The sequence below is a fragment of the Streptomyces sp. NPDC002935 genome (assembly GCF_040611295.1).
Classification (GTDB): Bacteria; Actinomycetota; Actinomycetes; order Streptomycetales; family Streptomycetaceae; genus Streptomyces.
Genome location: NZ_JBEXNW010000001.1, coordinates 316,485 through 342,848, shown reverse-complemented (window position 1 = coordinate 342,848; position 26,364 = coordinate 316,485). Strand labels below are relative to the sequence as shown.

Here is a 26,364-nt window from a genome sequence, read left to right as displayed (position 1 = left end):
CCCCCTTCCCCCGCACGTCCCCCGCACGGGGAGGACGGGCGCCCGCACTCGTCCTCAGGGCGCCTCGTCCGGTCCGTCCCGCAGGTCCGTGACCCGCTCCAGCAGGATCGATTCCCAGGCACGCCGCAGTTGGGCCTCCAGGAGCGGGACGGGAGTGCCGTCGCGGCCACGGAGGCGGTCGGCGAGCCGGATGACGGTGTCGCAGCGGGAGAGCCACAGGCCGCGCAGGCAGGGGCGGGCGCTGTAGCCGGCGAGCGTGGCGGCGCGTACGGCCGCGGGGGCGCCGACGGCGACGGCGAGCCCGGCGATGTCCTCGGCCGGATCGCCGATCGCCGCGTCGGTCCAGTCGAGGACGCCCCGTACCCGACCGTCGGGGCTGACCACGAGGTGTTCGCCCTTGAGGGCGTGGTGCACGAGGAACGCCGCTCCGGTCTGTGCGCCGAGCTGGACGGCGGCGGGCGCGGCGAGCTGGGCGAACCCCGCGGGGTCGAACTCCTCGACGGGGAGCCGCTCGGCGGCGCGCAGGGCGGCGGACCGCAAGGTCTCCAGGGAACGCGGCGGGATGCGTGGCACGCCGAGTGTCTCGGCCTGGCGCACGGGAACCTCGCGCAGCCCGGTCAGCAGCCCCGCCAGGTCGGCCTCGCCGAGGGCCGAGACGTCCTGTTCCTCGCCGGAGACGCCGGGCACCAGGGTGTCGAGGGTGTAGTGCAGTCCGCTCGCCCATTCGCCCCGCGCGACGCTCACCGGGACGGCGACCCCGATGAGCGGGCGGATCAGGTCGCGCAGCCGCAGTTCACGGCGTTGGCGCAGTGAGGCGTCGCGGTCCCGGGCGAGCCGGAGCACATGGCGTCGGCCCACCCACCAGGTGAAGTGCTCGCCCTCTTCGCCGACGGGCCGCACGTCCGGTCCCGGGCCCGGCGCCGCGTCGTGGTCGGCGAGCAGCGAACGGACCAGTCGGCGGACGATGTCCGGGGTCGGTGGCTGGGTCGGTGCGGGTGTCTGGGTCATGGTCGCGCCCTTGTCGTCCGGGTGCGGGGGCGAAGCGGTTGCCGCGCGGTCGGTGGGCGCACGCGTCAGTCGACGATCACCATCTCGCGGGTTGTGTTGTTCAGGCGGCGGCCGCCGTCCTCGGTCACCGTGACGATGTCCTCGATGCGGACCCCGAAGCGGCCCGGCAGATAGATGCCCGGCTCCACGGAGAAGCACATGCCGGGGACCAGGGGCTGTTCCTCGCCCTCGACCATGTAGGGCGGTTCGTGGGTGGTGACGCCGATGCCGTGCCCGGTGCGGTGGATGAAGTACTCGCCGTACCCGGCGTCCGTGATGACGGCGCGCGCCGCGCGGTCGATGTCCTGACAGGCGACTCCGGGCCGCACGGCGCGGAAGCCGGCCTCCTGGGCCTCGCGCACGATGTCGTGCACCTTGCGTTCCTCGTCGTCCGGCTCGCCGACGTGGACCGTGCGGGAGGTGTCGGAGCCGTAGCCCTCCTTGAGGCCGCCGAAGTCCAGGACCACCATGTCGCCGTGCTCGATGACGCGCTCGTCGGCCTCGTGGTGCGGGTTGGCTCCGTTGGGGCCGGAGGCGACGATGGTGAAGTCGACCTGGGAGTGTCCGAACCGGCGCAGCAGGTCGGCGAGGTCGCCGGAGACCTCCGACTCCCTGCGGCCCGCGAAGGGGACCTTCCGGATCTCCTCGAACGCCTCGTCCGCGGCGGCTCCGGCGGCCGCGAGCCGGTCCAGTTCCGCCGCGTCCTTGACGGCCCTGAGCATCGGCAGGGCCTCGGTGAGCGCGGTGTAGCGGCTGTCGGGCAGCCGCTTCTGGAGGCCGAGCAGATGCAGGGCCCAGCCGTTGTCGCTGATGCCGAAGCGGCCGGCGCGGTCCAGGAGGGGCGCGGCCACCGCGTAGGGGTCCGTGCCGTCGGTCCAGTCGTGGAGGGTCAGCACGGGCGCGCCGGCCGATTTGGCCGCGTCGGGCGCCTCCAGGGTCGGCACGACGAGGGCCGGGTCGTGTCCTGCGCGCAGCACGAGCAGGGTGAGCCGCTCGGTCTCCACCGGGCGGTACCCGGTCAGCCACACCAGGTCGGGCCCCGGCGCGACCAGGACGCCGTCGAGCCCGGCGTCGGCCGCGGTGTCGGCGGCACGCCGCATACGGGCCTCGTAGTCGCCGGTGGTGAAGGGCTCGGGTGTGGCGGCGGTCATCCATGCCTCCGTGCGTGCGGAGTTCCCCAGGGGGCTACGGCAGCATCCTGCCTCTCCGGTGGGGTGTGCGCGAGCCGGTCACGCCTGTTCCTGGTCAGCTCTCCAGGGCGAGGCGGGCGCCCAGGAGGAGCAGGACGCCTCCGGAGACCTGCTCCAGGCGCCGGCGTACTCCCGTCCGGGACAGCACGGCCTTCATCCGGCCGACGAACCACACGTACAGGCTGTAGTAGCCGACCTCGTAGACGGCCCAGAGCGCGGCGAGGCCGAGCATGGCGGGCAGGTGCGGGGCGCCCTCGGGCACGAACTGCGGCAGGAAGGACATCGCGAAGACGGCCGCCTTCGGGTTGGCGAGGTTGAGCAGCAGCCCGCCCCGGTAGGACGCCCAGCCGCTCTTCTCCGCGCCCTCCCAGCCGCCGTCGACGGCCCCCTCGGGGCGGCGCGCCTGCCACAGCGTCTGGACGCCGAAGCCGACGAGCACGACCGCACCGACGATCCGCATGACGTCGTACGCCATCTCGGAGGCGGCGAGCAGCGCGGTGAGGCCGAAGGCGGCGACGGCGCCCCACACGAAGACGCCCGTCTCGTTGCCGAGCACGGTCAGGAAGCCGGACCGCCTGCTGCGCAGCGACCGTTTGATGATCAGCACGGTGCTCGGGCCGGGCGAGGCCGCGATCAGGGTGCAGGCGCCGAGGAAGGCGACGAGGGTGCTCAGCATGCGGCCATCGTGGCGGGCCGCGACACGGTTGGCCAGCCCTTTTCCCCTGCGCCCGCCGGGACCGGGATCCGCACCCGTACGGGGCTCGAACAGTCGACCAGCCTCCTTAAGGGCCCCGGCTGTACCCCGCGCGCCACCGGAGCCGCCGTCCCGCCCGCTCGCTTCAGGTCACGATGCCCGGGACCGCGGACAGTTCCCGCCGGACTCCGCTCGCGTGACGCACGCCGAGGGTGACCTCGCTGCCCGGCCGGGCGTCCGCCACGGCGCGGGCGAGGGCGGCGGCCGAGGCGACCTCGGTCCCGTCGAAGGTGAGCAGGACATCGCCGCGCACCAGGCCCGCGGTGTAGCCGGGACCGGGGAGGTGCACCCCGACGACCAGCGCGCCCCCGCCTCCGGGGGCGTCGACGGCCTCGACCCCGAGGGTCGCCCGTACGGATTCCCGCTCGGACTGCCTCGACGGGATCGGGCCGCCGCTGCCGGACGCCGTCGTGGAGCCACCGGGCTCCGGCGCTCCGGAACCGCCGGGCCGCGGGACGCCGGAGCCGGCGGAGGGCTGCCGTGCCTGACCGGCCGCAGCGGTCTGCTTCCGAAGGTCCGTCAGTCTGCTCATGCCGATCACCGTCGCGCCCACCGTGCCGAGTCCCACGCCGGACAGGACAAGGACCGACCCGACGAACAGACTGAACAGCAGCGTGATCAGCCGCCTGCCGCGGCGCCGCGCGGCGTGCGGGCGCCGGGTCGCGCCGGGCGGACGGGCATCGCCCGACGGACGGGCGCCGCCGCCACCCGGATCCTGACCGGGCATCGGCTTGGGACGCAACGCGGTCTGTTCCATGGGTCGCCTCCGGCAGATGTTCTACGGACCGCCTTCGGCTCATGCACTACCCCACGCTCCGGCGCGCGACGATTCCCTAACGAGTGAGACTGTCGGCCGCGTTCGAGAAGGGCGTCCGCCGTGACGGTGGGCGTGAGCCCGCGATGGCCCACGCCGGCCTCACGCCCGCGGGCGGACCCGCCCGAGCGCTCGGCCGGCGTCCCGAGTCGGACCGGGGCGGGCTCCGCCCGTCCCGTGTCAGAGCGAGGCGGGCTCCGCTCGCCAGGCGAACGGCAGCGCGGGCGCCTGGTCCGGTACGAAGCCGTGGGCGCGCCGGGCCAGATCCGCCGCGCCGTAACGGCGGCAGTCCTGATGCCACTTCAGGATGCCGGCCAGCCAGTTCTGCAGCTCCACCACGTAGCCCCGCATGATCTCGCGCACTTCCTCCGAGAGCTTGAAGTCCTCGTACAGGATGGGCAGTTCATGGGCGGCGACATGCTGGAACTGCTCCATGCGCTGGGTCATCAGGTCATGGATGACGCCGAGCGCGGTCGGGTAGTCACAGCCGAAGAAGTTCTGCACGACGAGGATGCCGTTGTGGACCTCCCCCTCGTACTCGATCTCCTTCTGGTACGAGAAGACGTCGTTCAGGAGCATCGCGTAGTCCATGGCCGCGTTCTCCAGCGACCGGACGGGTCCGCTGCGGTAGACCTCCGGCGGGACCGCGGGGCCGTGGCCGAGACGGCACAGGCCCATGGTGAGCTCGGAGCCGAAGGTGGCCCGGCGCATCTCCAGGTAGTCGACCGGGTCCGGGATGCGGTTCTGGATCTGGTTGGACAGCTCCCACAGCCAGCTCTCCGTCATCACGTCCACCGCCGCGCGCAGGGTACTCCGCGCGTCCGGGGTCATCTCCGCGGTGGTGCGCCGCCACAGGTCGATCAGGCCGCGTTCCATGCCGTTGACCGGGACGGGGACCTCCTCGCCGTCGACGGGCATACAGGCCGAGAGGCGCGCGGTGGTCATCCTGGCGGCGGCCAGGTCACGGCGGTTGCCGAAGAGCAGCGGGTAGCAGTCGTCGCCGTAGGTGCCCCAGGCCAGCCACTGCGAGCCGAGGTCGAGCGCCTCGGGTGTCGCGTCCGGGTGGATGCCCGCCGCGCAGAGCGGCAGGTCGTAGGCGATGAGTCTGTCCTCGTCCCAGACGCCCTCCTGGAGCATTCCCGTGGCGTGCATCCAGGAGACGAGGCGGTCCCTGGCGCCCGCGAGGTGCGGGCTGACGGTGACCTCGAACGGCATGTGGAAGTCGGGAAGCCGAGAGGGTCCGACCTTCTGGAACGGGACGTGGGTGTACGCACGCAGCCGCTCCGCGCCGGCCGCGGAGAGCAGCGCCCCGACGTCCGCGGCGGACGTCCCGAACCCGCCCATGGCGAAGGGGCGCACCTCCTCGACGGCTCCCTTGTTCATGTAACGGCTGGAGCGCATGTGCCATTCGTGGCCGCCGGACTGCCAGTCCTGGAGGCCCTGCGTGTACGCGGCGACGGCGCCGGCCTCCGCGAGGGTGAGCCCCTTTTCCACAGCCAGTGCGGGCACCTCGGTGAGCGCCGTGTGCTCGAACTGGTGGAGCCGTGAGGTGAGGATGTCGTTGACGGTCTCGGCGGCTTCCTGGGTCGTGCAGCCGAAGAACGTCTCCAGGACGAGGATGCCGTTGCTGAGTTCGCCCTCGTCCTCGACCTCCCGCTGGTAGGAGAAGAGGTCGTTGCGCAGGTGGACACCGTCGGAGAACGTCTCCATCAGGACGCGCAGCGGCCTCGCCCCGGCGACGGACGCGGGCACTTCGGCGGTCGCGTACTCGACGAGCCCCGCCGACCAGGGGGCGCCGCCCACCTTGCGGCGCATCTCGATGTACTCGACGGGGTTGGCGATCCGCCCCTCGTTGATGTTGGACAGCTCCCACATCGACTCGTTGAGCAGATGCTCCGTGGAGACCGCGAACCGCTGCCGCCACTGGGTGGACATCGAGGGCACGGTGCGCGCCCACAAATCGGCGAGCCCCGCCTCGACGGGATTCTCCGGCTCGGGTACGGAAGTCGACAGGTCGAGCGGCATGAAGAGGGGCAGCCGGTCCAGGTAGGCCTTGCCGCCGGCGCGGTCCTGGGTGCGTTTGAAGGTCTCCAGGAAGTGGTCGTCGAAGAAGAAGACCCACACGTACCAGTCGGTGATGAGGGAGAGGGCCGGCCCGTCGCAGTCGGGATGGGTGTACGCGCACAACAGGCCGTAGTCATGGGCGTCGAGGTCGGACCGCTCCCAGATGCCCGAGCCTTCGAGCATGCCCATTCCGCGGGCCCAGTCGACCGAGTGGGCCCGGGCCTCGTCCAGGTGCGGGTTCAGCCGGGCGGTGTACGGCATGTAGAAGTGCGGGAGTTCGAACGGCTGCGTCATGGCCGGGCCCTACCCATGGCCCCGCGCGGACACCCGCAGGCCAGGACATGATCACACCATCGCGTGAATCGGGGCGAAAGCCGCGCATGGCGGCGCTTCCGTCCGGTCGGGGCCCGTGCCCGCCCCCTTGCCGACCCGGTGTCCGCCCGCCACCGTGGTCGCATGACCTTCCTCGCGCTTCCCCGTGCTGTGCGGGACGACGGTGCCCGCGCGGTGTGCGCCGGGCACGGCCCGTCCGCCGGCCCACCACTGTCCACGGAGGTGCCGCCGGATCCCGGTCCCGGCGGGAGGCGCGGCGGGAGCTCGCGGTCGTGAGGGCCGCGCCGGGGCCGGGCGCGCCTCCCGTGCCGGATGTCTTCGACCCGCGGCGGTACGCCGACGGGGTGCCCCACGCCGCGTACCGCGTCCTGCGCGATCACCATCCCGTGGCCTGGCAGGAGGAGTCCGAGGTGCTGGGCTGGCCGGCCGGGCCCGGGTTCTGGGCGGTGACCCGGCACGCGGACGTGGTCCGGGTGCTCAAGGACTCGGCGACGTACTCCTCGTTCCTCGGTGCGACCCAGATCCGTGATCCCGACCCGGCCGACCTGCCGTTCATCCGGAGCATGATGCTCAATCAGGATCCGCCGGACCAGGGCCGGTTGAGGCGTCTGGTGAGCCGGGCGTTCACCCCGCGCCGTGTCGACCACTTCGCGTCGGTGGCGCGCGAACGCGCCCGGACGCTGCTCGGGCGGGCGGTGCGGGAGGCCCGGGAGGGCGACGGCACCCGCGATCTCGTCGCCGCCGTCACCGACGACTACGCCCTGCTCAATCTCGCCGATCTGCTCGGCGTGCCGGAGTGCGACAGGGGTCTGCTGCTGCACTGGACGCGGCGGGTGATCGGCTACCAGGACCCCGACGAGGCGGGTCCCGCGGTCCTCGGCCCGACGGGGAAACCGGTCGATCCGCGCTCCCCGGCGATGCTGCGGGACATGTTCGCGTACGCGCGGGAGCTGGCCGTGTTCAAGCGGAACCACCCCGCCGACGACGTGATGACCACCCTCGCCGCCGATCCCGAACTCGCCCCGGCCGAACTGGAGATGTTCTTCTTCCTTCTCACGGTCGCGGGCAACGACACCGTGCGCGGCGCGGCTCCCGGGGGCCTGCTGGCGCTGGCGGAGCATCCGGAGGCGTACGACGGACTGCGTTCGGGCCGCCATCGACTCGGCACGGCCGTCGAGGAGTTGCTGCGTGTGCACCCTCCCGTGCTCACCTTCCGCCGGACCGCGGCCGTGGACACGGAGCTGGCCGGCCGGCGTCTGCGGGCGGGTGACAAGGTGGTCGTCTTCCACGCCTCGGCCAACCATGACGAGCGCGCCTTCGCCGACCCCCACCGGCTCGACCTGTCCCGGGCTCCGAACCCCCACGTCTCCTTCGGCGACGGCCCGCACGTCTGCCTGGGTGCCCACTTCGCCCGGCTCCAGCTGCGGGTGCTCTACGAGGAGATCGTGCGGGTGGTGCCCTCGCTGCACACGGCCGGGCCGCCCGGACGTCTCGTCTCCAACTTCATCAACGGCATCAAGTCCCTTCCCCTGCACGTGACTTGACCGGGCTCCGGAGCGGAGCGTCTCGTCGCTAGCGCCTCGCCTGGATCAGCGCGTGGGTACCGCCGGTGCGCCAGCGGCGGTCCTCGGCGGTGTCGAGGGCCGCCTCGACGGTGGCGGTGAGTCCGACGACGACATCGGACTTGAGGGTCCGCAGCGCCGCCACCGAGCCGGGGAAGTAGGAGGTGGCGGTCGCGAAGGGGGTGGTGGCGGGGTAGAGGCGGTCGCCGATGAGGCGGCGGTAGTTGAGGTCGCCCTTCAGCAGGGTCACGTCGGCCGCGGCGAACTCCCGCCGGAGGTCGTCGGGCAGGTCGGCGTACGGCAGCGGGGCACAGGCGAAGGGGTGGGTCCGTACGGTGAGACGGCCTTCGGCCAGGGCCGCCCAGAGGCGGTTCCCGGCCTCGCCCGCCGCTCCCTTCGCGGCGGTCAGGCGGCGCACGGCGTCGACCACGTCCGCGGTGGTGGCGTCGGAGACGTAGTACGGGTACGGCTTCACGTGCAGGGCGGTCCGCTTCACCCGGCCGTGGCGGAGCAGGTGGTCGACGAGGAGCAGGTCGGGGATGAGTTCCCGGCCCGCGTTGTCCGCGACCAGGCAGAGCGTGCCGCCGGCGAAGAGCGATCGCAGCACGTCTGCGTCGTTCGCCACGAGCTGGGATTCGGCCGCCGTCCCCTCCTGCGCTCCGGCCAGCCGGAAGCCGAGGTCGGCCCGGTTGCCCCACAGGGAGCCGTGCAGCAGCGCCTCCTCCTGCTCCTCGACGGGCTGCCGGGCGAGGTCGTCCAGCGCGGCGAGTTCCTCGTCGGCCTCCGGGGTGTCCAGTTCGGCGAGCTTGAAGGGGCGGAAGGGGTCGATGCCCTGCCACGGGCCGGGCGTGAAGTAGCCGACGGCTTCGAGGAGTCGGCGGTAGAAGTAGCTTTCGGACCAGAGGAAGGGCACGTCGAACCAGGACCGGCCGTAGTGCTCCCGGCCGCCCCAGGCATCCCACCGGCCGCGGTCCGCGGCCGGCGCCGCGAGCGGTTCGATAACTCCCTCGGTGCAGTTCCTGAGCAGGGCGTCGAGCGCGTCGCGCTGTTCTGGGCCGTACGGGAAGGCGTCCCGCACCTTGCGGATGAGCGCCGGATGCCGTTCGGCCAGCACGCTCCAGGGGAACGAGCCCCGCACCGCGCTGACGACCACCGGCGCGTCGTCGGGACCGGCGGCGGAGCGGGCTGCTGCGGCGGGCTCAGGCATGCCGCTCACCGTACCGGCTGTGCGAAAGGGGCCGTCCGACGCGGGTGCGCGCCGGGCGACCCCTCCCCCCGTAGAGCCCAGCGGTCGGCCTGGTCGGCGGCGTCGAGCTGTCGACCGTCGCGGTGTCTGCGCGGCCGTGTCCTGGACATGAGGCTCACAGCTGCCGTCGGCGGTCGCGCTGAACGATAGGCAGGCGGCAGGTGGGAGGGATAGCGGGAAAACCCTCGATCAGGCGGCTGATCGGCCCTTGCCCGCCCACGGTTCGCCGGGGTGGACCCGTTTCGCGCGGATTGCGGATCTGAACATACGGCGCTGTGGCCCCGTACTTGACGGTGCCCCGTACGAGGCCCCGTCCCGGTCGCGCGCGGTGGCATGCCGCTTCGCCGACGCACGAGGAGACCTCCGGATGACCGCCTACCGCTCCGCCACCGCGGCCGCTGTCGCCCTGGCGGCTCCGCTGCTGCTCACGACGTGGGCCGCGGGCACCGCGTCGGCGCACGGCGCGCCGACGTCTCCGGTCAGCCGGGTGGCCGCGTGCTCGCCCGAGGGCGGCGGTCTGGTCCGGACCGCGGCCTGCCAGGCGGCGATCTCCGCGAACGGCGCGCCGTTCACCGCGTGGGACAACCTGCGGGTGGCGGGCGTCAACGGCCGGGACCGCTCGGTGATCCCGGACGGAAAGCTGTGCAGCGGGGGGCTGTCCGCCTACAAGGGCCTCGACCTGGCCCGCGCCGACTTTCCGTCGACGCGTCTGACACCCGGCGCGGGCCTCACCCTCAAGTACAGTACGACGATCCCGCACACGGGGACCTTCAAGCTCTTCCTGACGAAGCAGGGTTACAGCCCGACGCGCCCCCTGAAGTGGTCCGATCTGCCGGAGAAGCCGTTCGCGACGGCCACCGACCCGGCGGTGGTCGACGGCGCCTACCGCGTCAAGGCGACGCTGCCGTCCGACCGCACCGGCCGCCAGATGCTGTTCACGATCTGGCAGAACTCCAGCACGACGGACACGTACTACTCGTGCTCGGACGTGGTGTTCCCGGCCGGGGGCTCGGCACCGAAGGCGACCCGGAGCTCCGGGACCTCGGGGAGCACCGGGAGCGCTTCCGGTGGCAAGAGCACCAAGGACACCTCCGGGTCGACCAGGTTGGCGACCTCGCCGCCCAGCCCCGCGCCGACGTCCCCGGCCGCCGACTCGCCTTCCCCGGCGGTCGGTTCATCCACCGGGGAGACGGGTCCCGATCATCTGAGGCCCGCCGCCGACAGCACATCGGGCGGCGGCCCCGCCCTCCCCCTGGTCGCCGGGGGAGCGGCGGCGGCGCTGCTGCTCACCGCCGGCATCGCCTTCGCGCTGCGACGCCGGGGCTGAATCCGTGCCCGGTGGGCGTCAGTTGACGTAGACCGCCGGGCTGTCCGGCTGGCTGGTGTCGGTCACGGGGGCGTACTTCGCGGTGAAGTAGCCGTTGCTGAAGCACAGCGACGAGCCCGAGAACTTGGTGAACTGCTGGTTGGCGAAGGTGATGCTGTTGTCGGCGTTGCTCGCCGTGCCGGACAGGCTCGGCGCCCGGTAGACGCAGGTCAGGGTGCCCAGCAGGGTGCGCAGCTTGACCGTGGTCTGGATGGTGGAGTCGGCGGCCGGCGTGACGGTGACGGTTCCGTCGGAGCCCACCGCGGTGGTGTACGGCAGGTTGTCGACCGTGATGCCGGTGACGCCGAGGACACCGACGACGTTGCTGCTGCACGAGCTGCTGTCGAAGGTCTGTCCGGTGAGCGACTCGGCGGCCGTGCCGGGGGCCGCCGGGTTGTCGGTGGCGGTCGCGGTGAACGTCGACGCGGAGCAGGAGACGCCGCTCGTACCGGTGCTGCTGGAGTAGAGCGTGGCCTTGGTGCCGCTCGCGAGCGAGGCGGTGAGGACGTCGCCGACGGCGACGGCGGTTCCTCCGGCGCTGCCGGTGGTGAGCACCGGGACGTCGTCCGCGGAGGCGGGGACGGCGGCGGACGCCGAAAGGGCCGCGACGACGCCGACGAGGGCGAGCAGGGATCGAGTACGCATGGGGGGTGCCTCTTCTCCGATGGGGGTGTGGGTGCCTGACCGCGCCGGGGCGCGGGGGTGCGGGTCGAGAAGGTGGCGCGGGTGTGCGGGGTGGAACGCCGACGCGCGACGGCGGGTTCGAGACGCCGGCGCGAGGTGCGGAAACAGCGCGAGGAGAGACCGCCGCCGGTCCGTGACGCCTTCTCCGTGCGCCGCGGACCGGCAGCGACAGCCGGGCGACCGGCACGGCCCGGAGGGGAAGGCGACCGTGCCGGTGCCGCGAAACCGCGAAACCGTGAAAACGGGAGTGGCCGAGGGGGCGCGCCGCTTCGGCGTACGCGCCTCGACCGCTCCGAACGCGCCATGACCGCCCCGTGCGGAACGCAGAACGGGGTCCGGGAGGTGACGGGCGCGCCGACCGACGGATCCGGCGCCACGGATCCGGGGGGGAAACAGGGAGAGTTCTAGACCTGATGGATGGTCAACGTCAAGGCGCAGTACGGAAGTTGAGCGCCAAGACGAGCCTGCCGTCGACGCGTGTTCACAGGTGGGACACAACTGGCACGGTTTTCCCACACGTCCCTTGACCCGTGCATGTAACCCCCGGTAACTTCCTCGACGGCTACTGCTGCGTAACGAGAAAGCCCTTGCAACCGCCGGGAGGCGCGAGGAGGCGTACGCCGCAGCCGCTGTCCGCGCCAGGACAACGCGCCACTGGAGCCCAACCCGCATCGAACGTGCCCAGGGAGCAGACATGGCCTCGTCCTCGGACGCCACGGCGTCCAACGGTTCCACGCCCGAGACCCCGGAAAGCGGTTCAGCCGCCGACGGGCAGGACAGACGCGGACGGGTCCGTCTGCGCCGCGCCGCCGTGATGGCGGTACCCGCCACGGCAGTCGCCGCGGGGTTGATGATCCTCACGGCCCAGGGCGCCCTGGGCGTCCAGTTCGCCATCTCCGGCATGCCGTTCACGGTCACCGCGACCGAGCTGAACGGCACCGGCTTCGAGCAGTTCGGCGGCCTCGACAACATGGCGGAGGACAGCCCGAACGCCGGCGACACGGGCGGCCAGGTCCTCATCGTCACCTCGGCGATCAGGAACGCGACCCTCGACCACCTGTGCCAGAGCGTCGACCTGGGCGGCACGAACCTGCTCATCACGGCGGGCAGCGGGGCGAACAAGGTGCAGGCGAGCCATCTGACCACCGACTCCACTGAACTGTCCGGCGACGCCTCCTTCGACAACATCGAGATCGGCAACGACGCCAGCACCCTCGACAAGGCCGGGGTCCAGGGACCCAAGGGCGTGTTCAGCCAGCAGGCCGACACCGTGCGCATCGCGAACCTGCGCCAGACCAACTACGCGACGACGGCGGCGGTGTTCAAGCTTCCCGGCCTCAAGCTGCGCTTCAGCGAGCAGGGTTGCTGATGAGCCCCGACGCCCGCACGGACACCTCACGGGACCTGAGGGCCGGTTTCCGGCACTGGCGTGCGAGGCGCCCCTTCTGGGGCGGGCTGCTGCTCGCCCTGGGGGGAGCGGAGATCCTCCTCACCGAGAAGGCGTCGCTGAAGGTCGTCATGCACATCGGGATGCAGGGCCTGGCGGGCTATCTGCTCCCCACCATGATGCTGCTGTGCGGCCTGCTGATCCTCTTCAACCCGGCCCACCGCCTTTTCTACTCCCTGCTGGGCATCCTGCTGTCCCTGGGCACCTGGCTCACCTCCAACCTCGGCGGATTCCTCGTCGGCCTCCTCCTCGGAGCCGTCGGCAGCTGCCTCACCTTCGGCTGGCTCCCCGACCAGGAGCCGCGCCGCCGGCTGCTGCGTCGCGAGCACGCCTGAGGCGGACGGCCCGGCACGGGACAGGACCCCTCACCTCGCCGACTTGCCTGTACGCGCAGGGAAGTTGGCACGGTACGCATCCGACGCCGGGCCGGTCCGACGGGACCCGGCGTCCTCGCGTAGCGTGACGATGCGTGTACCGAATCGGGGTTCGACCGCCGGGAGGCTCCTGATGGGAAACGCACGTCCTTCAGTGATCGACGCGACCGGACGCGACATCCACGGGGAGGCCGCGCGGATCCGCGAGAGCGGACCACTGGCCCGGGTGGAGCTTCCGGGCGGCGTGGAGGCCTGGGCGGTGAGCGGTCAAGAGCTGCTGAAACGGCTGCTCACCGATTCCCGGGTGTCCAAGGACGCCCGGCAGCACTGGCCCCTGCTCGCGAGCGGCGCGATCACCCCGCAGTGGCCGCTGTTCACCTGGGTGGCCGTGCAGAACATGTTCACCGCGTACGGCGGTGAGCACAAACGCCTGCGCACCCTGGTCTCCAGGGCCTTCACCGCTCGCCGGACAGCCGCGCTCCAGCCGCGCATCGAGGAAATCACCCGGCAGCTCCTTGACCGCGTGGAGAAGGCCGGGCGCGGCTTCCAGGTCGTCGACCTGCGCGAGGAACTCTGCTACCCGCTGCCGATGCAGGTGATCAGCGATCTGTTCGGCCTGGCCGAGGAACGGGGCCCCGAGCTGCGGCAGTTGGTCGACCGCGTCTTCGACACCTCCGCCGACCCGGGCGAGATGACGGCCGCCTACGAGCGGATGTACGTCCTCCTGGCCGAACTCGTCGCCGCCAAGCGGGAGTCGCCCGGCGACGATCTGACCTCCGGGCTCATCGCGGCCCGCGACGAGGAGGACGGCACCCCGCTCAGTGAGCAGGAACTGCTGGACACCCTGGTCCTGATGGTCAGCGCCGGTCACGAGACGACGGTCAACCTCATCGACAACGCCGTACACGCGCTGCTCAGCCGACCCGAACAGCTCGCGCACGTCCGGGAGGGCCGCGCCACCTGGGACGACGTGGTCGAGGAGACCCTGCGCGCTGATGCGCCGATCGCGAACCTGCCGCTGCGGTACGCCGTGGAGGACATCGACCTCTCCGAGCTCGGCGGACCCGAGGGGACCGTGATCGCCCGGGGCGAGGCGATCCTCGCGGCGTACGCCGCCGCCGGACGTGATCCCGAACGCCACGGGAAGGACGCCGATCAGTTCGACGTCACCCGCGCCGACAAGGAACACCTCGCCTTCGGCCACGGTGTGCACCACTGCCTGGGCGCCCCGCTGGGCCGCCTGGAGGCCCGGATCGCGCTCCCCGCTCTGTTCGAGCGGTTTCCCGGGCTACGACTCGCGGTCCCGGAGGAGGAGTTGCGGCCGGTGGACTCCTTCATCTCCAACGGCCACCGCTCCTTTCCCGTCCGCATCTCCTAGGGCCTGTCCGAGCAGCCGGTTCGGATCACTCTCCGCGCCACCAGGCCGCCGACCGCGCCCAGCCGCTCCTCGGGCGATCGGGCGCGGGGGCCGCAGGCTCGGGGGCGGGCGCCGGGAAGGTCGCGGCCGACGCCTGCCGTTCGCCCTCGGGCCGTCCGGCCGCCGAGGCCGGCGGGAAGCTCACCGGCAGCGCGGCGAGCGCGCGGTGGAACGGTCCGGGACGCCACTCCAGCTTCTCGACGGGAACCATCAGTTCGAGGTCGGGGATCCGGTCGAGGAGCTTCTCGACCGCGACGGCGGCGATCAGCCGCGCCGGACTCCGCGCCGGGCAGGTGTGCGGGCCCGCGCTCCACGCCAAGTGGGCGCGGTTACCCGTGCGCTGATCACTCGTCAGGGCGGGATCGGTGTTCGCGGCGGCGAGACTCACCACCAGCGGATCACCCGCACGCAACAGCGTTCCCTCGTACACGACGTCGTGCCGCGGGTAGTGCACGGCGTAGTTGGCGATCGGCGGGTCGGTCCAGAGCACCTCGTCGAGGGCGTCCTCGACCGGCAGCGTGCCGCCGGACAGGTCGCCCGCGAAGCGGTCGTCCGACAGCAGCAGCCGCAGACTGTTCGCGATGAGGTTCTGCTGCGGCTCGGTGCCGGCGCCCATCAGCACGACGAGGGCGTGGATCATCTCCTCGTCGGTGAGCGCGGCCGGGTGCTCCATCAGCCAGGAGGTCATGTCCGGCCCGGGCCGCCACCGCTTCAGCGCGACCAGGTCGAGCAGGGTGGTGGTGAGCAGTTCGTTCGCCTCCTCGGCGTCCACCCCGTCGAAGATCCCGGACATGCCCTCGACCAGCCGGACGCCGTGGCCGACGGGGCAGCCGAAGAGGTGGTTGAAGACGAGCAGCGGCAGGACCTGGGCGTATTCGCCGAGCAGATCCGCCGTGCCGAGCGGCGCGAACCGGTCGATCAGTGTGCCGGCGCTGCGCTCGACATAGCCGCGCAGGGTGCTGGGCTCGACGCGGGCGAGGCTGTCGGTGATGGCGCCGCGCAGCCGGCGGTGCTCCTCGCCGTCGGTGAACAGGGCGTTGGGCCGGTACATCATCATCGGGACGACCGGGCTGTCCGTCGGGACGGTGCCGTCGGCCAGGTCCGTCCAGTGGCGCGGGTCCTTGGAGAACGTCTCCGGACTGCGCAGGACGTGCAGGGCGGCCTCGTACCCGGTGACGAGGGTGGCCCGGACGCCGGGCGCGAGTTCGACGGGAGCGGTCGGTCCGGCCTCGCGCAGCCGCCGGTAGACCGCGGCGGGGTCGGCGGCGAACTCCGGTCCGTACAGGGACTGGTGGGCCGGGCAGCCGGGGGGCGGAACGGCACTCACGCGTGCTCCAGTTCGCCGGTGCGGGTCAGCAGGTGGGAGACGAGGGCGATCAGCGCCTCGGTGGAGGAGACCCGGTCGCGGGCGTCGCAGCGGACGAGCGGGGTGGAGGGCAGCAGGTCGAGGGCCTCGCGCACCTCGTCGAGCCCGTGTCCCGGCGCGTCGTCGAAGTCGTTCAGGGCGACCCCGTACGGCAGCTCCAACTCCTCCAGTGCGCCCATGACATCGAAGGACCGGTCCAGGCGCCGGGCGTCGGCGAGTACGAGCGCGCCGAGCGCCCCGCGCGTCATGTCCTGCCACAGCTCGGTGAAGCGCTGCTGCCCCGGGGTGCCGAACAGGTACAGCACGACGGTGTCGTTGAGGGTGAGACGGCCGAAGTCGAGGGCGACGGTGGTGGTGGTCTTGTCCCGCGCGGCGGCCAAGTCGTCGACGAGCGCGCCTGCTTGGGTCATGACCTCTTCGGTGCGCAGGGGCCGTATCTCGGACAGCGTGCTGACGAACGTGGTCTTGCCGACCGCGAAGTGGCCCACGACCAGCAGCTTGACGGCGGTCCGCACGCCCTCGGGCAGATACATGGTTTCAGAGGCGGGAGCGGAGTGCATCGAGCACCTCCTGGAGAATGCTGGTGTCGGAAGGCCCGGCGGAGGGGATCGGCGTGCGGGTGACGAGGTGACCGCTGTCCATCAGGTCGGCGACCAGCACCTTCGTGACGCTGACCGGCAGCTCCAGATGGCCTGCCACCTCGGCCACCGACAGCGCCCCGGGCCGGCACAGCTCCATCAGCCGCCGCTTCTCGGGGCTCAGTCCGGTGAGCGCCGGGCCGACGGCGGCGATCAGCAGCGTGACGAGGTCGAGGGTGTTGCGCGACGGCTGGGAACGGCCGTCGGTGACGACGTACGACCGCACCAGCCGCTCCCCCGCACGGCGCCTGGGCGGTGTCATGCCGGGCTGCCGGTGTCCTGCCGGGCCGGGCTGGTCAGCTCCTTGCCGAGCCGGTCGACCAGTTTGTGCATGCGGTAGGTGACCGCCTCCATGTCGACGTCCTCGGTCGTGGACACCGCGAGATGGGCGCCCTCGCCCGCGGCGACGAGGAAGACGTATCCGTGCGCGAACTCGATCAGGGTCTGCCGCCACGGTGTGTTCGGGCTGCCGCAGAACTCGGCGGTGCTGCGGCTGATCGACTGCACTCCGGACAGGCCCGCGGCCAGCCGTTCGGCGTCGTCCCGGCCGATGTCGGCGGAGTGGGCGCGGAGCATGCCGTCGGCGGACAGCAGGATCGCGTGCCGCGCTTCGGGCACCTTCAGGACCTCGTCGAGCATCCACCCCAGCTCGTTGGTCGTGGGCGCGGTCATCCCTGTGTGTTCCCTTCGTTCGCGTGGGGGGTTGCGTACGACGCCCCAAGGACGTCCGTCGGCGCGAGAGCGCCCGGCTTTCCGGGGGCATCGAGTGGTTCGGGGGCGTAGGACGTTCCGGGACCACCGGGTGCGCCGGGGAGGTCCGGAGCTCCGGGGGCAGGGGGTGCTTCCGTGAGGTCCGGCTTTCCGGGGGCGTCGGGGGTGGCCGCGTGGTCCGGCGTTCCCAGGGCGTCGGGAGTGTCTGCATGCTCCGGCGTTCCGGTGGTGTCCGGGTCCTCCGGTGTTCCGGTGGTGTCCCGGGCCGCGCGGCCGCAGCGGGTGCCGCGGGCGAACGCGCCCATGCGCCGGGCGTTCTCCTCGGCCGACCGCGCGCTGACGTCCTCGGCGGGCACGGCGGGCACGGCGGCGGGTCGTTCGGCGAGGGGCGCCTGCTGCGGGCCACGACGGCGCCGCTTCGGCAGGCCACCGGCCGTCGTCGTCTCCATGGGCTCGGCCGCCCGACGGGTGGGACGCGCGGGTGCCACGGATTCCGCCGCCTGCTCCACGGACCGCCCGGTGGTACGGGAGGGCTCGGCCCGCGGGACAACCTCCGGCACCGGGGCCACGTGGGTGAGCAGCGCCGCCGGCAGGAACACCACGGCGCGGACACCGCCGTACGGGGACCGCGTGTCGACCGAGACGCCGAACCCGTACCGTTCGGCGAGTACGCCGATGACGGCGAAGCCGAACTGCGGCGGATCGTCGAGCCGGGTCACGTCCACCGCGTCGCGGCCGGTCAGCAGCGCGGCGGCCCGCTCGGTCGCCTGGCCGTCCATACCGACGCCGGCGTCGTCAATCACCACGCACGCGCCGTTGTGCGCCGACTGGACGGTGACCTCGACCGTGGTGTTGGGCTGCGAGTGACGTGCCGCGTTGTCGAGCAGTTCGGCGACGGCGAGGACCACCGGTTCGACCGCTCGGCTCTCGACGGCGAGGTCCACCTGACCGTTGACGCGGACGCGCCGGTAGTCGCGGACACGGGAGGTCGCGCCGCGCACCACCTCGATCAGCGCGGAGGTGCTGCGCTGGCGTCCCGGCCAGGAGCCGCACAGGACGGCGATCGCCTGGGCGCGGCGGCCGAACTGGGCGTTGGTGTGGTCGATTTCGAGAAGGTCGCGCAGGACGTCGGGGTGGTCGTGCCGGTCCTGCATCTCCGCGATGGACACCTGTTGCTCGTTGGCCAGGGCCTGGATCGAACGCATCGACGCCTTGAGCGCGGCCTTCGCGGACCGGTCGGCACGCTCCTGCGCGTGTTCCACGGCTTCCGAGAAGCGTTCGAGGACGCTGTCGAGATGCTTCGCGAAGTCCGTGTCGGCCAGCCGGGCGTCGAGCAGGCCCGCGGCGGCAGCACCCGTGGGGGCGTGCTGGTGCGGGGCGCCCTCCAGGGCGGGGAGGCGGACCGCGGCCAGGCGGCGCAGCTCCTCGTCGCGGGCCCTCAGGTCGTCCGCGAGCGCGGCGGCCCGTCGGCGCTGCCGTGCGGTGATCCCGCGCTGGCGCAACAGCAGCACGGTGACGGCGAGCAGGCCGGTGGCCAGGCACCAGGACGCGGCCTCCGGTATCCGTTCGGTCATGGTCCTCAAGTCCTCATATGCAGAGACGCGCTGCTGGGGCGGAAGCAAGAAAAGTGAGGGGTGGGGCGCGAGGGGGCGCGGCGCATGACGGTAGCCGCGCCTCGCCTCCCGCGCTTGCCACGGCGCGCAAGGAAGTTGCCGTCATGCGCACCGACTGTGTGCACTAGGCTGACACCGTGTAACTGCCTTGACCCACACAGGAGTTGATGGTGCCGTTGCCCACGGGAAGCTACCTGGTCGAGACCCGGTCGACGGGCGCGGTGGAACCGTGGGAGCGGGCCGACTTCTGGAGCGAGCACATCGGGTCGTACCAGTCCCGGATGGGCTACCGGTACAGCCGCGTCGACAACTTCCTCGGTGAGACGGTCCGTCAGCGCACGGAGACGTATCAGCTCGTCAGATTCAGGTCGGACGAGATCGCGTACAGCAGGACCGCTCGTCAGGTCCGCGAGGACCCGGATGAGGACTACCGGTTACTGCTACCGCTGACCGGGGAGATCGTCCTGCGCCAGGACGGCCACGAGGCACGGCTGACCCCGGGGACGGGCACGCTCGTCTCGTTCGGGTCGCCCTTCGAATGCCTCCAGGACGCCTCCACCCAGGCGTACGTCTTCACGATCCCGGCGCGCGAGGTGGACGGTCCGCTGAACCGCAGGTCGCCGCTGGCCACCGGCCTCGACCTGAGCAGGGGCCTCGGCCGCGTCGTCGGCTCCATGCTGGAGGGCCTGTACGCAGAGCGCGAGGATCTCACCGACTCCCAGTTCAACGCCGTGTCCGACCGCGTGGTCGAGTTGCTGTGCATGCTCGCCACCGGCGACGACCGCCCCGACGGCGCCGGCCACCTGACCGACGTGGAGACGGTGGTCCGCCGCCACGTCCGCGAGCACGCCGCCGACCCCGGCCTCACCGGTACGTCCATGGCCCGCGCCCTCGGCTGGTCGCTGCGCCAGATCCAACTGGCCCTGCAGCACGCGGGCACCACCCCCCGCGACCTGATCCGCGAGGAGCGTCTGCGCCTGGTCCGAGAACGCCTCCAGTGCGGCGACTGCGAGCACCTGACCATCACGGATCTGGCCTACGCCTCGGGGTTCTCGTCGGCGAGCGCCCTGAGCACCGCGTTCCGCCAGCGCTTCGGGGTGAGTCCGCGAGAAATGCGCAACGGCGTCCGTGGGGCTTAGGGCCTGTCCGGCGGATCATGCCGGAGACGCGGGTCCTGATCAGGCGCCGCAGGTCTCCTCCGACCTGATCCGCCGGACAGGCCCTAGGGCACCGACCCCCGGCCGTTCCAGTGGCAGCGCGTCGGGGCCTCGCGCGCACCACGTCGGCACCCTCGCGGACGATCACGGCCTGCGACAATCGGAGGAGGACGGGATCTCGGTCGGAGACGGGCTGCTGCTTCGGGAGTGGAGATGGATCTGCGGCAGATGGAGGTCGTGGTCGCGGTGGCCGAGGAGGGCGGTTTCACCGCGGCGGCCCAGCGACTGCACGTGGTGCAGTCCGCTGTGTCGAGCGCCGTCCGCGCGCTGGAACGGGAGCTGGGCACCCCCCTCTTCGACCGCACCACGCACCAGGTGTTCCTGACCCCGGCCGGCGAGGCCTTCGTCCCGGCGGCGCGCGCCGCGCTGCGGGCGGCGGAACGGGCGCGGGCGACGGTCGACCTGGTCCGGGGACAGTTGCGGGGCCGGATCACGATCGGCACGACGCAGGGCGTCTGGGCCGACCTCCACCGGCCGCTGGCCGCGCTGCGCGCCGAGCATCCGGACGTGGTGGTGCGGTTGCGGCAGGTGTCCGAGACCGACCTCCGGCAGGCGCTGCGCGAGGGCACCGTCGACCTGGCCGTGGTCGCGCTCGACCGGCAGCGGCAGCGGGGTCTGGTGACCCGGGTGCTGTCCCATGAGGAGATGGTGCTGGTGTCCGCGCCGGGGCGGGCGCTCACCGGAACCGGCCCGGACGACGGCACGATCACGCTCGCCGAGACCGCCCGGCTGCCGCTGGTGGACTTCACACCGGGCTGGGCGATCCGCCTCTTCGTGGACCGGGCGTTCCGTGCCGCCGCCGTGGATCGGGAGACGACCTTCGAGGTCAACGACATCGTCGCCGCGGCCGAACTGGTCCGGGGCGACCTGGGCGTCTGCGTCATGCCCGCCTCGATCGCCGCGCAGTTCCCCGACCTCAGCACCCACACCTTCGCCCGGCATGCACCGCACTGGAAGATCATGATGGTCCACCCCCGCGGCGACACCCCACCGGCGGTCGCCGCTCTGCTGCGGCACATGACCTGAGTCGAGTCGCCGGGTCAGCGCGCTCAGGGTCGGGGATGAACCGTCGGTTCGACGGCGGGACGGGGCGTGGCGGGGGCGTGCCCCTCAGGCGGGGGAGGTGAGGTGGGCGGGCTGCGGGGTCAGGCGGGTCAGACCCTTGCGGTCGTAGTAGCGGGTCATCGCGAAGCCGAAGAGGAGGGCGAGCAAGGAACCGATGGCGATCATGAGCCAGGCGCGGTCGAGACCGGCGTCGGCCCGCGCGTCGAAGAAGAGGATGGCGCGCACCCCGTCGCTGAGCTGGCGCATGGGCTCGAAGACGGACAGGAAGCGGTAGAACCCGGGGACTGCCTGGAGCGGGACGGTGGCGCCCGAGGACGGCAGTCCCAGCACGATGAACACGAACATGGACACGAGCTGCCCGATCCCGCCGAACGCCGCGTTGATCGCCTGGACGCCCAGTCCGACGGCGAGGCTCGCACAGTAGGAGTAGATCCACAGCAGCGGCAGATGGGTGGCGTCCATGCCGAGGATCGCGACGGTGGCCAGCATGATCAGGGAGACCGTGAGCAGGGTGATCCCGGCGGTCATGACCATCTTCACCAGCAGGGTCTGGGTGCGATTGATCGGCACGGTGGGGCGGCGGGTGTGCCAGGGGCCGATCTCGTTGTCGGCATAGCCGAGGGCCGTGTCGACGCCGGTATTGATGAGGTTGGCGCCGAGGAACCCGGCCAGGACCAGGAGCAGGGTGTAGTAGAACGCGCTCAGCCCGAGACCGCTGTGTTGGCCGATGGGGTGCCCGACCCGGGTGACGACCTGGACGGGGTCGGCCAGGAGGAGCCGCGTGGTGGGGTCCGCCTTCGCGGTCACTGGGGATGCCGTCAGTTCCTTGCCGATGGTCGTGGATGCCTGCTGGGCGGCCGTCGTGGTGATCCGGCTCGCGAGGGACGAACCGAGGCTGCCCATACCGGGGTTGGTCAGCACCAGCATGGTGGGCCGGACCGTGGCGTTCGCGGTGGTCAGCGCGGCGACGGAGTCGGTGAAGTCACTGGGGACGACCAGGGCACCGTAGATCTTGCCCGAGGAGAGTTCGTCCTGGGCCTGCGCGCGGGTGAGCCTGCGCCAGTCGACCGCGCCGGAGGTGTCGCCGGCGACGACGGCCGCGGTGACCTGGGTGCCCACGTTCTGGCGCTGCCCCGGGGGCGGCTTGCCCGTGTCCGCGTTGACCAGGCCGATCGGCAGGTCGTGCAGGTTCCGGTTCGGATTGACGATGCCGCCCATGTAGAGGAGCGACAGCAGCAGGGCGAGCAGCCCCGTCAGCACGGTGGGCACGAGCCACAGCAGCGGACGGCGCAGGAGCGTGGCGGCACGCGCCTGCGCGGGGGCACTGACACGGTCACCCTGGCCGGCGTCGGTGCCGCCGCGGCCGCCGGTACCCGTGGCGTCATCACCGCCGGCGCGCCTGGCATCGTCGTTGCCGTCGTCCGCGGGGCTATTGCTGTCGGCGTCCATGGTTCTCCGTAGGTTCCGGGGCGGCACGGGAGCGGCGTGGGTGCGCAGCCCCCTGCCGGAGCGTCCGGGGCCGCACGTCAGGTCAGGATCAGGTGTGTGCGCGTGTCACGGACGGCGACTCGCCGAATCGCCGACACCGTACGGAACGGTCATGACGGATCGTCAATGCAGGGCGCCACGGCGGCACCCCCTCCGCCACACCGGCGGCCGCGTTCGGTACCGTCGGGCGTGAACGGAACGGACCGGAGCGATCACGGGTGGACGGAGCGGACCGGGTGCGGGTGAGCCGATACGAGCGAGTGGCGGGGGCCTTCGGGCACTTGCTGCTGATCGTGGTGCTCGCGCTGGGTGTGTTCGTGATGCACACCCTGGGTCATCCCGACGGGTCGTCCGGACACGGGACGGACACGGCGTCGCACGCGTCCCGGGTCCCGTCCTCCGGCCACGATCCGATGGGAGCGGCGACGTCGTCGCGCGAGCGCGGCCACGCCGAGGACTGCGGGCACCCGTCGTGCCCCCACGAGCCCGCCATGGCGATGGACATGATGTCGCTGTGCATGGCGGTGCTGCTCGGCGTGTGGGTGCTCGCCGCGCTCCTGCGGACCGCACTCACGCGCCGGCCCGACCGGTGGGCGGACCTCCTCGCCGACGCCCCGGTCGCGCTGCGGCCGAACCCTCCGCCACGCGGCCCCGATCTGATCCGGTTGACGGTCCTGCGGCAGTAGGCCGAACGCCTTCGCGGGCGCGCTCGACGCGCGGCCCCGCGACGACGCGTACGCCGAAACAGCCGTAGAACGACCGACACAAAGGTGAATCGACCATGACCGCATTCCGGCGGACCACCCTCACGCATGCCCTGGACACCTCCCAGACCGCGCCCGCGGAGCACGACCTGCCCGCCCTGCCCGCCCGTTCGATGCCCACCCGCCGTACGCCCGTCCGCCACCGTGTCGTGGCCGTCGGAGTCGTGGCCGTGGGAGCCCTGTTGCTCTCCGCCTGCGGCAGCGACGGTGACGACGAGGGCATGAGCGGCATGAACCACGGCAGCGGCAAGAAGTCGGCGACGGCCACCCCCGAGGCAGCCGGGTCCGGTGGCTTCAACGACGCGGACGTCACGTTCGCGCAGATGATGATCCCGCACCACCGGCAGGCCGTGGAGATGGCCGAGCTGGCCGACGGCCGCGCCGCCGACGCCGCGATCAAGGACCTCGCCGGCAAGATCGAGCAGGCGCAGGACCCCGAGATCAACACCATGACGGGCTGGCTGAAGTCCTGGAACAAGCCCACCGCCGAGGGCTCCACGCACGGGACGGACGGGATGGACGGGATGGACGGGATGGACATGGGCGGCGACGGCATGATGTCCGACAAGGACATGACGGAACTCAAGGCCATGAAGGGCCGGGAGTTCGACACGATGTTCGCCCGGATGATGATCGACCATCACAACGGCGCGATCACCATGGCGAAGACCGAACGCAGCGGCGGGAAGAACACCGAAGCGAAGAAGCTGGCCGGCGACATCGTCACCGGCCAGTCCGCCGAGGTGAAGCGCCTGCGGAGCATCCTCGACCGCATCTGACCCACGGTCCCACCATCCGTACGGGCTCCCCCACCGCCCCCGGCCGTCCCGGCCACCCCGGGGAGCCCGTACGGGCGTCCGTCCACGCCCCCGCGTTCCGGCCCCCTCAGCCGTTCGTCACCCGGGGCGGCGCCTCCGGCCGTTTCGCCCACACGCTGGTCCCCCTTCCACTCCCGGACACCGTGGCGTCACACCGAACGGGAACGTTTCTCCCAGTCCCCGTTGCAACGCCTTGGATCCGTCCGTCCGTACGCGGGCGTGACGCGGAAGGACGACGTGCGCCGTGTCCCTGATCCCGCTCGACAACCTCCCCACGCCCACACCCGTCCCCACCCCCACGCCCCTCCCCGCCCTCACAGGGGTCTCCACACCCGCACCCTGTGAGTCACCATTCGCCGCCAACTCCCCTTCCACCCCCTCCTCTTCCCTCACCCGTCCCCCTTCCTTCACCGGTCTCACAGCACTCACGCGCCTTACCCGGCTGACCCTGGTGCTGCTCCCGCTTGTGCTGATCGGGACCTGGGCGGCACTGGACTGGCGAGCGATGCGCGACGGCGCCGCCCGGCTGGGTGCCGCCGACCCCTGGTGGCTACTGGCCGCGGTGTTCTTCACCGGTCTGGGCTGGGTGGCCGCCGCGTGTGTCCGGCAGGGCGCCCTGCCGGAAAGGCTGCCGCCCGGCCCGCTGTTGGCGTCGCAGTTCGCCGCCGGCGCCGCCAACCACGTGCTGCCCGCGAGCATCGGCGCCCACGCGGTCACTCTGCGCTTCCTTCAGGGCCGCGGTATACCCCTGGCTCGCGCAACCGCCTCGCTCGCCCTGTACTCGCTGGTCAAGCCGGTGGCGAAGATGCCGGTGCTCATCGTGTTCCTGGTGGCCTTCGACGACACCCTCCGACTGGGCGGACTCACCCCGGACCGCTGGACACTGCTCCTGGCCGCGGGAAGCGTTGCGCTCGGTCTCACGACAGCCTTCCTGCTCCTGGCGATCGTCCGCCCGCTGCGCCGCCCGGCCCTGGACTTCCTTCGCACCGCGCTGACCGATGTACGGACCCTGCACACCCGGCCCAGCCGCGTACTCGCCCTCTGGGGCGGGTCGGCCGCCGCCCCGGTGCTCCAGGGGAGTGTGATCGCGTCGGTCGGCTTCTCGCTCGGGCTGCCGCTGTCGTGGGCGCAGGTGGTGTTCGCCCTGTTGATCGCGAGTACCGCCGTCGGTGCCGTGCCCGCGCCAGGCGGAATCGGCCCGGTGGACGCGGCCCTGGTGTTCACCATGGTCGCGCTGGGCGCCCCGATGGGCCTGTCGACGGCCACGGTCATCGGCTACCGCGTCCTGACGGTCTGGATCCCGCTGCTCCCGGGCGCCCTCGTCCTCTCCGCCCTGGTCCACCGCAAGGTGCTGTGAGGCCGGGGCGCGGGCCCGGGCGGGACAGCGGGAGCGCTCGAACGGCGTTGGAACGAGGCTCGTCGGCCCCGTGCGCGAGCGAGTGATCGAAGTCGGCGGTACGAGAACCAGGCACCCGGTCCTACGATCCGATGCACCGCTGTCCCCGCCGCGCCACCACGGTGCGTGCCGCCCGAGAAGAACCGGTCCCCACCTTGACCGGTCCCGCCGCCAGGACACTCTGGCTCCTCGCCCGTTGCGCGCAGGGCGCGATAGCCGTGACAACCGTCGCGGACGTGTTCCGCGCCATGGCCGTCAGAACTCACCACGTGGACGCCACGGACGTGTCCTCGGAGAGGTCGGGGCTCACGCCAGTGGTGTTCGCGTATCTGATGACGGCGACCGTCGTGCTCTTCCTGGTCTGGTTCGGCCGCGCCCGGCGCAACGCGCGAGCGATCACCCCGGGCGCCGCCCCCTAGTCCGGCGTCCAGGCCGTCGTCGTCTGGTTCGTGCCGATCGTCGGCGCTGGGCACCGTGCCGTCCCAGGAGCCGCTCGCCCGGACCTGATGGGGTCCCAGGACCTCCTGGACGCCGACCTCCTGACGCCGCCGTGCCCCCTGTCCCTTGCGCCCCTGTTGAACGGGGATCCGCGTGTTCCGGGGACAAGGAATGCGATGGCATGGCAGGTTGTGCGTATGACAACCCGATTGCTCCCCGTACGGGTGGGTGACGTCGAGCTGCTGGTGGAAACCGTGCCCGTGCCCGGTTCCGAACCCACGTCGCGATTGGGCGACGCGGGCCGGCAGGTCGTGGACTCCTTCGAGCTCGCGCGGGACGCGGTGGTGGAGATCGCCACCTCCACGGCGCAGGCGGTCGGGCGGCTCCGGGACCAGGTGGTGCGGCCCGATCAGGTCGAGGTCGAGTTCGGGCTGAAGTTCTCGGCGCAGGGGAACGTCATCGTGGCAGGCGCTTCTGGAGAAGCCTCTCTGGTGGTGCGGATGACGTACCAGGCACCGACTCCGGAGCCACGGGCCTGACGCGCTGCGGGCC

At 72.0% G+C, this 26,364-nt stretch carries 25 protein-coding genes; 12 read left to right on the top strand and 13 right to left on the bottom strand.

Features of this window, described 5'->3' with window-relative positions:
* Positions 1–54: 54 nt before the first annotated feature.
* The 5 genes from ABZX90_RS01450 to cyc2 all read right to left on the bottom strand — a co-directional run bounded on the left by ABZX90_RS01450 (position 55) and on the right by cyc2 (position 6,163).
* On the bottom strand, positions 55–1,008 hold the full coding sequence (locus ABZX90_RS01450; RefSeq protein WP_355200709.1) for an aminoglycoside phosphotransferase family protein: 954 nt from the start codon (positions 1,006–1,008) through the stop codon (positions 55–57).
* A 65-nt stretch (positions 1,009–1,073) separates the two neighbouring features.
* Positions 1,074–2,198: an aminopeptidase P family protein gene (locus ABZX90_RS01445; RefSeq protein ID WP_351130401.1), complete on the bottom strand. Its 1,125-nt coding sequence runs from the start codon at positions 2,196–2,198 to the stop codon at positions 1,074–1,076.
* Positions 2,199–2,292: 94 nt separating this feature from the next.
* Positions 2,293–2,913: a LysE family translocator gene (locus tag ABZX90_RS01440; RefSeq protein WP_351130403.1), complete on the bottom strand. Its 621-nt coding sequence runs from the start codon at positions 2,911–2,913 to the stop codon at positions 2,293–2,295.
* 163 nt (positions 2,914–3,076) lie between these two features.
* Positions 3,077–3,748: a PDZ domain-containing protein gene (locus ABZX90_RS01435; RefSeq protein WP_355200706.1), complete on the bottom strand. Its 672-nt coding sequence runs from the start codon at positions 3,746–3,748 to the stop codon at positions 3,077–3,079.
* A 237-nt stretch (positions 3,749–3,985) separates the two neighbouring features.
* A complete protein-coding gene (gene cyc2, locus ABZX90_RS01430) occupies positions 3,986–6,163 on the bottom strand; it encodes a germacradienol/geosmin synthase Cyc2 (RefSeq protein ID WP_355200704.1) in 2,178 nt (725 codons plus the stop codon).
* 311 nt (positions 6,164–6,474) lie between these two features.
* Here cyc2 and ABZX90_RS01425 point away from each other — a divergent pair, with 311 nt between their 5' ends.
* Positions 6,475–7,746 carry a cytochrome P450 gene (locus tag ABZX90_RS01425; RefSeq protein ID WP_355200702.1) on the top strand — a complete coding sequence of 424 codons (1,272 nt, stop codon included), beginning with the start codon at positions 6,475–6,477 and terminating at the stop codon, positions 7,744–7,746.
* Between the two features lie 28 nt (positions 7,747–7,774).
* On the opposite strand, the gene ABZX90_RS01420 is transcribed toward ABZX90_RS01425, so the two are convergent.
* Positions 7,775–8,971: a damage-control phosphatase ARMT1 family protein gene (locus ABZX90_RS01420; RefSeq protein ID WP_355200700.1), complete on the bottom strand. Its 1,197-nt coding sequence runs from the start codon at positions 8,969–8,971 to the stop codon at positions 7,775–7,777.
* Positions 8,972–9,377: 406 nt separating this feature from the next.
* On the opposite strand from ABZX90_RS01420, the gene ABZX90_RS01415 reads away from it, so the two are divergent.
* Complete coding sequence (locus ABZX90_RS01415) at positions 9,378–10,337, top strand: lytic polysaccharide monooxygenase (RefSeq protein WP_355200698.1); 960 nt, start codon at positions 9,378–9,380, stop codon at positions 10,335–10,337.
* Positions 10,338–10,355: 18 nt separating this feature from the next.
* Here the strand turns inward: ABZX90_RS01415 and ABZX90_RS01410 are convergent, their stop codons facing one another.
* Positions 10,356–11,021: a Tat pathway signal sequence domain protein gene (locus ABZX90_RS01410; RefSeq protein ID WP_351130410.1), complete on the bottom strand. Its 666-nt coding sequence runs from the start codon at positions 11,019–11,021 to the stop codon at positions 10,356–10,358.
* A 733-nt stretch (positions 11,022–11,754) separates the two neighbouring features.
* On the opposite strand from ABZX90_RS01410, the gene ABZX90_RS01405 reads away from it, so the two are divergent.
* The 3 genes from ABZX90_RS01405 (at position 11,755) to ABZX90_RS01395 (ending at position 14,259) form a co-directional block, all read left to right on the top strand.
* Positions 11,755–12,429 (top strand): DUF6230 family protein, encoded by a 675-nt coding sequence (locus ABZX90_RS01405; RefSeq protein WP_355200696.1) that lies wholly within the window; start codon positions 11,755–11,757, stop codon positions 12,427–12,429.
* On the top strand, positions 12,429–12,842 hold the full coding sequence (locus ABZX90_RS01400; protein ID WP_351130413.1) for a DUF6114 domain-containing protein: 414 nt from the start codon (positions 12,429–12,431) through the stop codon (positions 12,840–12,842). The genes ABZX90_RS01405 and ABZX90_RS01400 overlap by 1 nt, the downstream gene beginning before the upstream one ends.
* 172 nt (positions 12,843–13,014) lie before the next feature.
* Positions 13,015–14,259 (top strand): cytochrome P450, encoded by a 1,245-nt coding sequence (locus tag ABZX90_RS01395; protein ID WP_355200694.1) that lies wholly within the window; start codon positions 13,015–13,017, stop codon positions 14,257–14,259.
* 25 nt (positions 14,260–14,284) lie between these two features.
* Here ABZX90_RS01395 and ABZX90_RS01390 read toward each other — a convergent pair whose 3' ends face one another.
* The 5 genes from ABZX90_RS01390 to ABZX90_RS01370 are packed head-to-tail and all read right to left on the bottom strand — an operon-like array spanning position 14,285 to position 18,587.
* The gene (locus ABZX90_RS01390) at positions 14,285–15,625 is read right to left on the bottom strand and encodes a cytochrome P450 (RefSeq protein ID WP_355200692.1); all 1,341 of its coding nucleotides are present in this window, start codon (positions 15,623–15,625) and stop codon (positions 14,285–14,287) included.
* The gene (locus ABZX90_RS01385) at positions 15,622–16,224 is read right to left on the bottom strand and encodes an ATP/GTP-binding protein (RefSeq protein ID WP_351130418.1); all 603 of its coding nucleotides are present in this window, start codon (positions 16,222–16,224) and stop codon (positions 15,622–15,624) included. Before ABZX90_RS01385 ends, ABZX90_RS01390 begins: the two co-directional genes overlap by 4 nt.
* Positions 16,202–16,564 (bottom strand): DUF742 domain-containing protein, encoded by a 363-nt coding sequence (locus ABZX90_RS01380; RefSeq protein ID WP_351130419.1) that lies wholly within the window; start codon positions 16,562–16,564, stop codon positions 16,202–16,204. Before ABZX90_RS01380 ends, ABZX90_RS01385 begins: the two co-directional genes overlap by 23 nt.
* Complete coding sequence (locus ABZX90_RS01375) at positions 16,561–16,974, bottom strand: roadblock/LC7 domain-containing protein (RefSeq protein ID WP_355200689.1); 414 nt, start codon at positions 16,972–16,974, stop codon at positions 16,561–16,563. Before ABZX90_RS01375 ends, ABZX90_RS01380 begins: the two co-directional genes overlap by 4 nt.
* On the bottom strand, positions 16,971–18,587 hold the full coding sequence (locus tag ABZX90_RS01370; protein WP_355200687.1) for an ATP-binding protein: 1,617 nt from the start codon (positions 18,585–18,587) through the stop codon (positions 16,971–16,973). Before ABZX90_RS01370 ends, ABZX90_RS01375 begins: the two co-directional genes overlap by 4 nt.
* 215 nt (positions 18,588–18,802) lie before the next feature.
* On the opposite strand from ABZX90_RS01370, the gene ABZX90_RS01365 reads away from it, so the two are divergent.
* Positions 18,803–19,765 carry an AraC family transcriptional regulator gene (locus ABZX90_RS01365; RefSeq protein ID WP_355200871.1) on the top strand — a complete coding sequence of 321 codons (963 nt, stop codon included), beginning with the start codon at positions 18,803–18,805 and terminating at the stop codon, positions 19,763–19,765.
* Between the two features lie 231 nt (positions 19,766–19,996).
* Entirely contained in the window at positions 19,997–20,869 is an 873-nt protein-coding gene (locus ABZX90_RS01360; RefSeq protein WP_351130423.1) for a LysR family transcriptional regulator, read from the top strand.
* 84 nt (positions 20,870–20,953) lie between these two features.
* Here ABZX90_RS01360 and ABZX90_RS01355 read toward each other — a convergent pair whose 3' ends face one another.
* Positions 20,954–22,357: a DUF3533 domain-containing protein gene (locus ABZX90_RS01355; protein ID WP_351130424.1), complete on the bottom strand. Its 1,404-nt coding sequence runs from the start codon at positions 22,355–22,357 to the stop codon at positions 20,954–20,956.
* 275 nt (positions 22,358–22,632) lie between these two features.
* Here ABZX90_RS01355 and ABZX90_RS01350 point away from each other — a divergent pair, with 275 nt between their 5' ends.
* The 5 genes from ABZX90_RS01350 to ABZX90_RS01330 all read left to right on the top strand — a co-directional run bounded on the left by ABZX90_RS01350 (position 22,633) and on the right by ABZX90_RS01330 (position 26,351).
* Positions 22,633–23,082, top strand: coding sequence for a DUF6153 family protein (locus ABZX90_RS01350; RefSeq protein WP_355200685.1), 450 nt, complete (start codon positions 22,633–22,635; stop codon positions 23,080–23,082).
* Positions 23,083–23,273: 191 nt separating this feature from the next.
* Complete coding sequence (locus ABZX90_RS01345) at positions 23,274–23,939, top strand: DUF305 domain-containing protein (RefSeq protein ID WP_355200869.1); 666 nt, start codon at positions 23,274–23,276, stop codon at positions 23,937–23,939.
* A gap of 283 nt (positions 23,940–24,222) precedes the next feature.
* Entirely contained in the window at positions 24,223–25,335 is a 1,113-nt protein-coding gene (locus tag ABZX90_RS01340; RefSeq protein ID WP_355200683.1) for a lysylphosphatidylglycerol synthase transmembrane domain-containing protein, read from the top strand.
* Between the two features lie 194 nt (positions 25,336–25,529).
* Positions 25,530–25,793 carry a hypothetical protein gene (locus tag ABZX90_RS01335; protein ID WP_351130427.1) on the top strand — a complete coding sequence of 88 codons (264 nt, stop codon included), beginning with the start codon at positions 25,530–25,532 and terminating at the stop codon, positions 25,791–25,793.
* A 216-nt stretch (positions 25,794–26,009) separates the two neighbouring features.
* A complete protein-coding gene (locus ABZX90_RS01330) occupies positions 26,010–26,351 on the top strand; it encodes a CU044_2847 family protein (RefSeq protein ID WP_351130429.1) in 342 nt (113 codons plus the stop codon).
* Positions 26,352–26,364 lie beyond the last annotated feature (13 nt).

Bases quoted from the DNA above. Each gene is read 5' to 3' on its own strand.
- ABZX90_RS01450 (WP_355200709.1), bottom strand. From the start codon at position 1,008: ATGACCCAGACACCCGCACCGACCCAGCCACCGACCCCGGACATCGTC.
- ABZX90_RS01445 (WP_351130401.1), bottom strand. From the start codon at position 2,198: ATGACCGCCGCCACACCCGAGCCCTTCACCACCGGCGACTACGAGGCC.
- ABZX90_RS01440 (WP_351130403.1), bottom strand. From the start codon at position 2,913: ATGCTGAGCACCCTCGTCGCCTTCCTCGGCGCCTGCACCCTGATCGCG.
- ABZX90_RS01435 (WP_355200706.1), bottom strand. From the start codon at position 3,748: ATGGAACAGACCGCGTTGCGTCCCAAGCCGATGCCCGGTCAGGATCCG.
- cyc2 (WP_355200704.1), bottom strand. From the start codon at position 6,163: ATGACGCAGCCGTTCGAACTCCCGCACTTCTACATGCCGTACACCGCC.
- ABZX90_RS01420 (WP_355200700.1), bottom strand. From the start codon at position 8,971: ATGCCTGAGCCCGCCGCAGCAGCCCGCTCCGCCGCCGGTCCCGACGAC.
- ABZX90_RS01415 (WP_355200698.1), top strand. From the start codon at position 9,378: ATGACCGCCTACCGCTCCGCCACCGCGGCCGCTGTCGCCCTGGCGGCT.
- ABZX90_RS01410 (WP_351130410.1), bottom strand. From the start codon at position 11,021: ATGCGTACTCGATCCCTGCTCGCCCTCGTCGGCGTCGTCGCGGCCCTT.
- ABZX90_RS01405 (WP_355200696.1), top strand. From the start codon at position 11,755: ATGGCCTCGTCCTCGGACGCCACGGCGTCCAACGGTTCCACGCCCGAG.
- ABZX90_RS01400 (WP_351130413.1), top strand. From the start codon at position 12,429: ATGAGCCCCGACGCCCGCACGGACACCTCACGGGACCTGAGGGCCGGT.
- ABZX90_RS01395 (WP_355200694.1), top strand. From the start codon at position 13,015: ATGGGAAACGCACGTCCTTCAGTGATCGACGCGACCGGACGCGACATC.
- ABZX90_RS01385 (WP_351130418.1), bottom strand. From the start codon at position 16,224: ATGCACTCCGCTCCCGCCTCTGAAACCATGTATCTGCCCGAGGGCGTG.
- ABZX90_RS01380 (WP_351130419.1), bottom strand. From the start codon at position 16,564: ATGACACCGCCCAGGCGCCGTGCGGGGGAGCGGCTGGTGCGGTCGTAC.
- ABZX90_RS01375 (WP_355200689.1), bottom strand. From the start codon at position 16,974: ATGACCGCGCCCACGACCAACGAGCTGGGGTGGATGCTCGACGAGGTC.
- ABZX90_RS01370 (WP_355200687.1), bottom strand. From the start codon at position 18,587: ATGACCGAACGGATACCGGAGGCCGCGTCCTGGTGCCTGGCCACCGGC.
- ABZX90_RS01360 (WP_351130423.1), top strand. From the start codon at position 19,997: ATGGATCTGCGGCAGATGGAGGTCGTGGTCGCGGTGGCCGAGGAGGGC.
- ABZX90_RS01355 (WP_351130424.1), bottom strand. From the start codon at position 22,357: ATGGACGCCGACAGCAATAGCCCCGCGGACGACGGCAACGACGATGCC.
- ABZX90_RS01345 (WP_355200869.1), top strand. From the start codon at position 23,274: ATGCCCACCCGCCGTACGCCCGTCCGCCACCGTGTCGTGGCCGTCGGA.
- ABZX90_RS01330 (WP_351130429.1), top strand. From the start codon at position 26,010: ATGACAACCCGATTGCTCCCCGTACGGGTGGGTGACGTCGAGCTGCTG.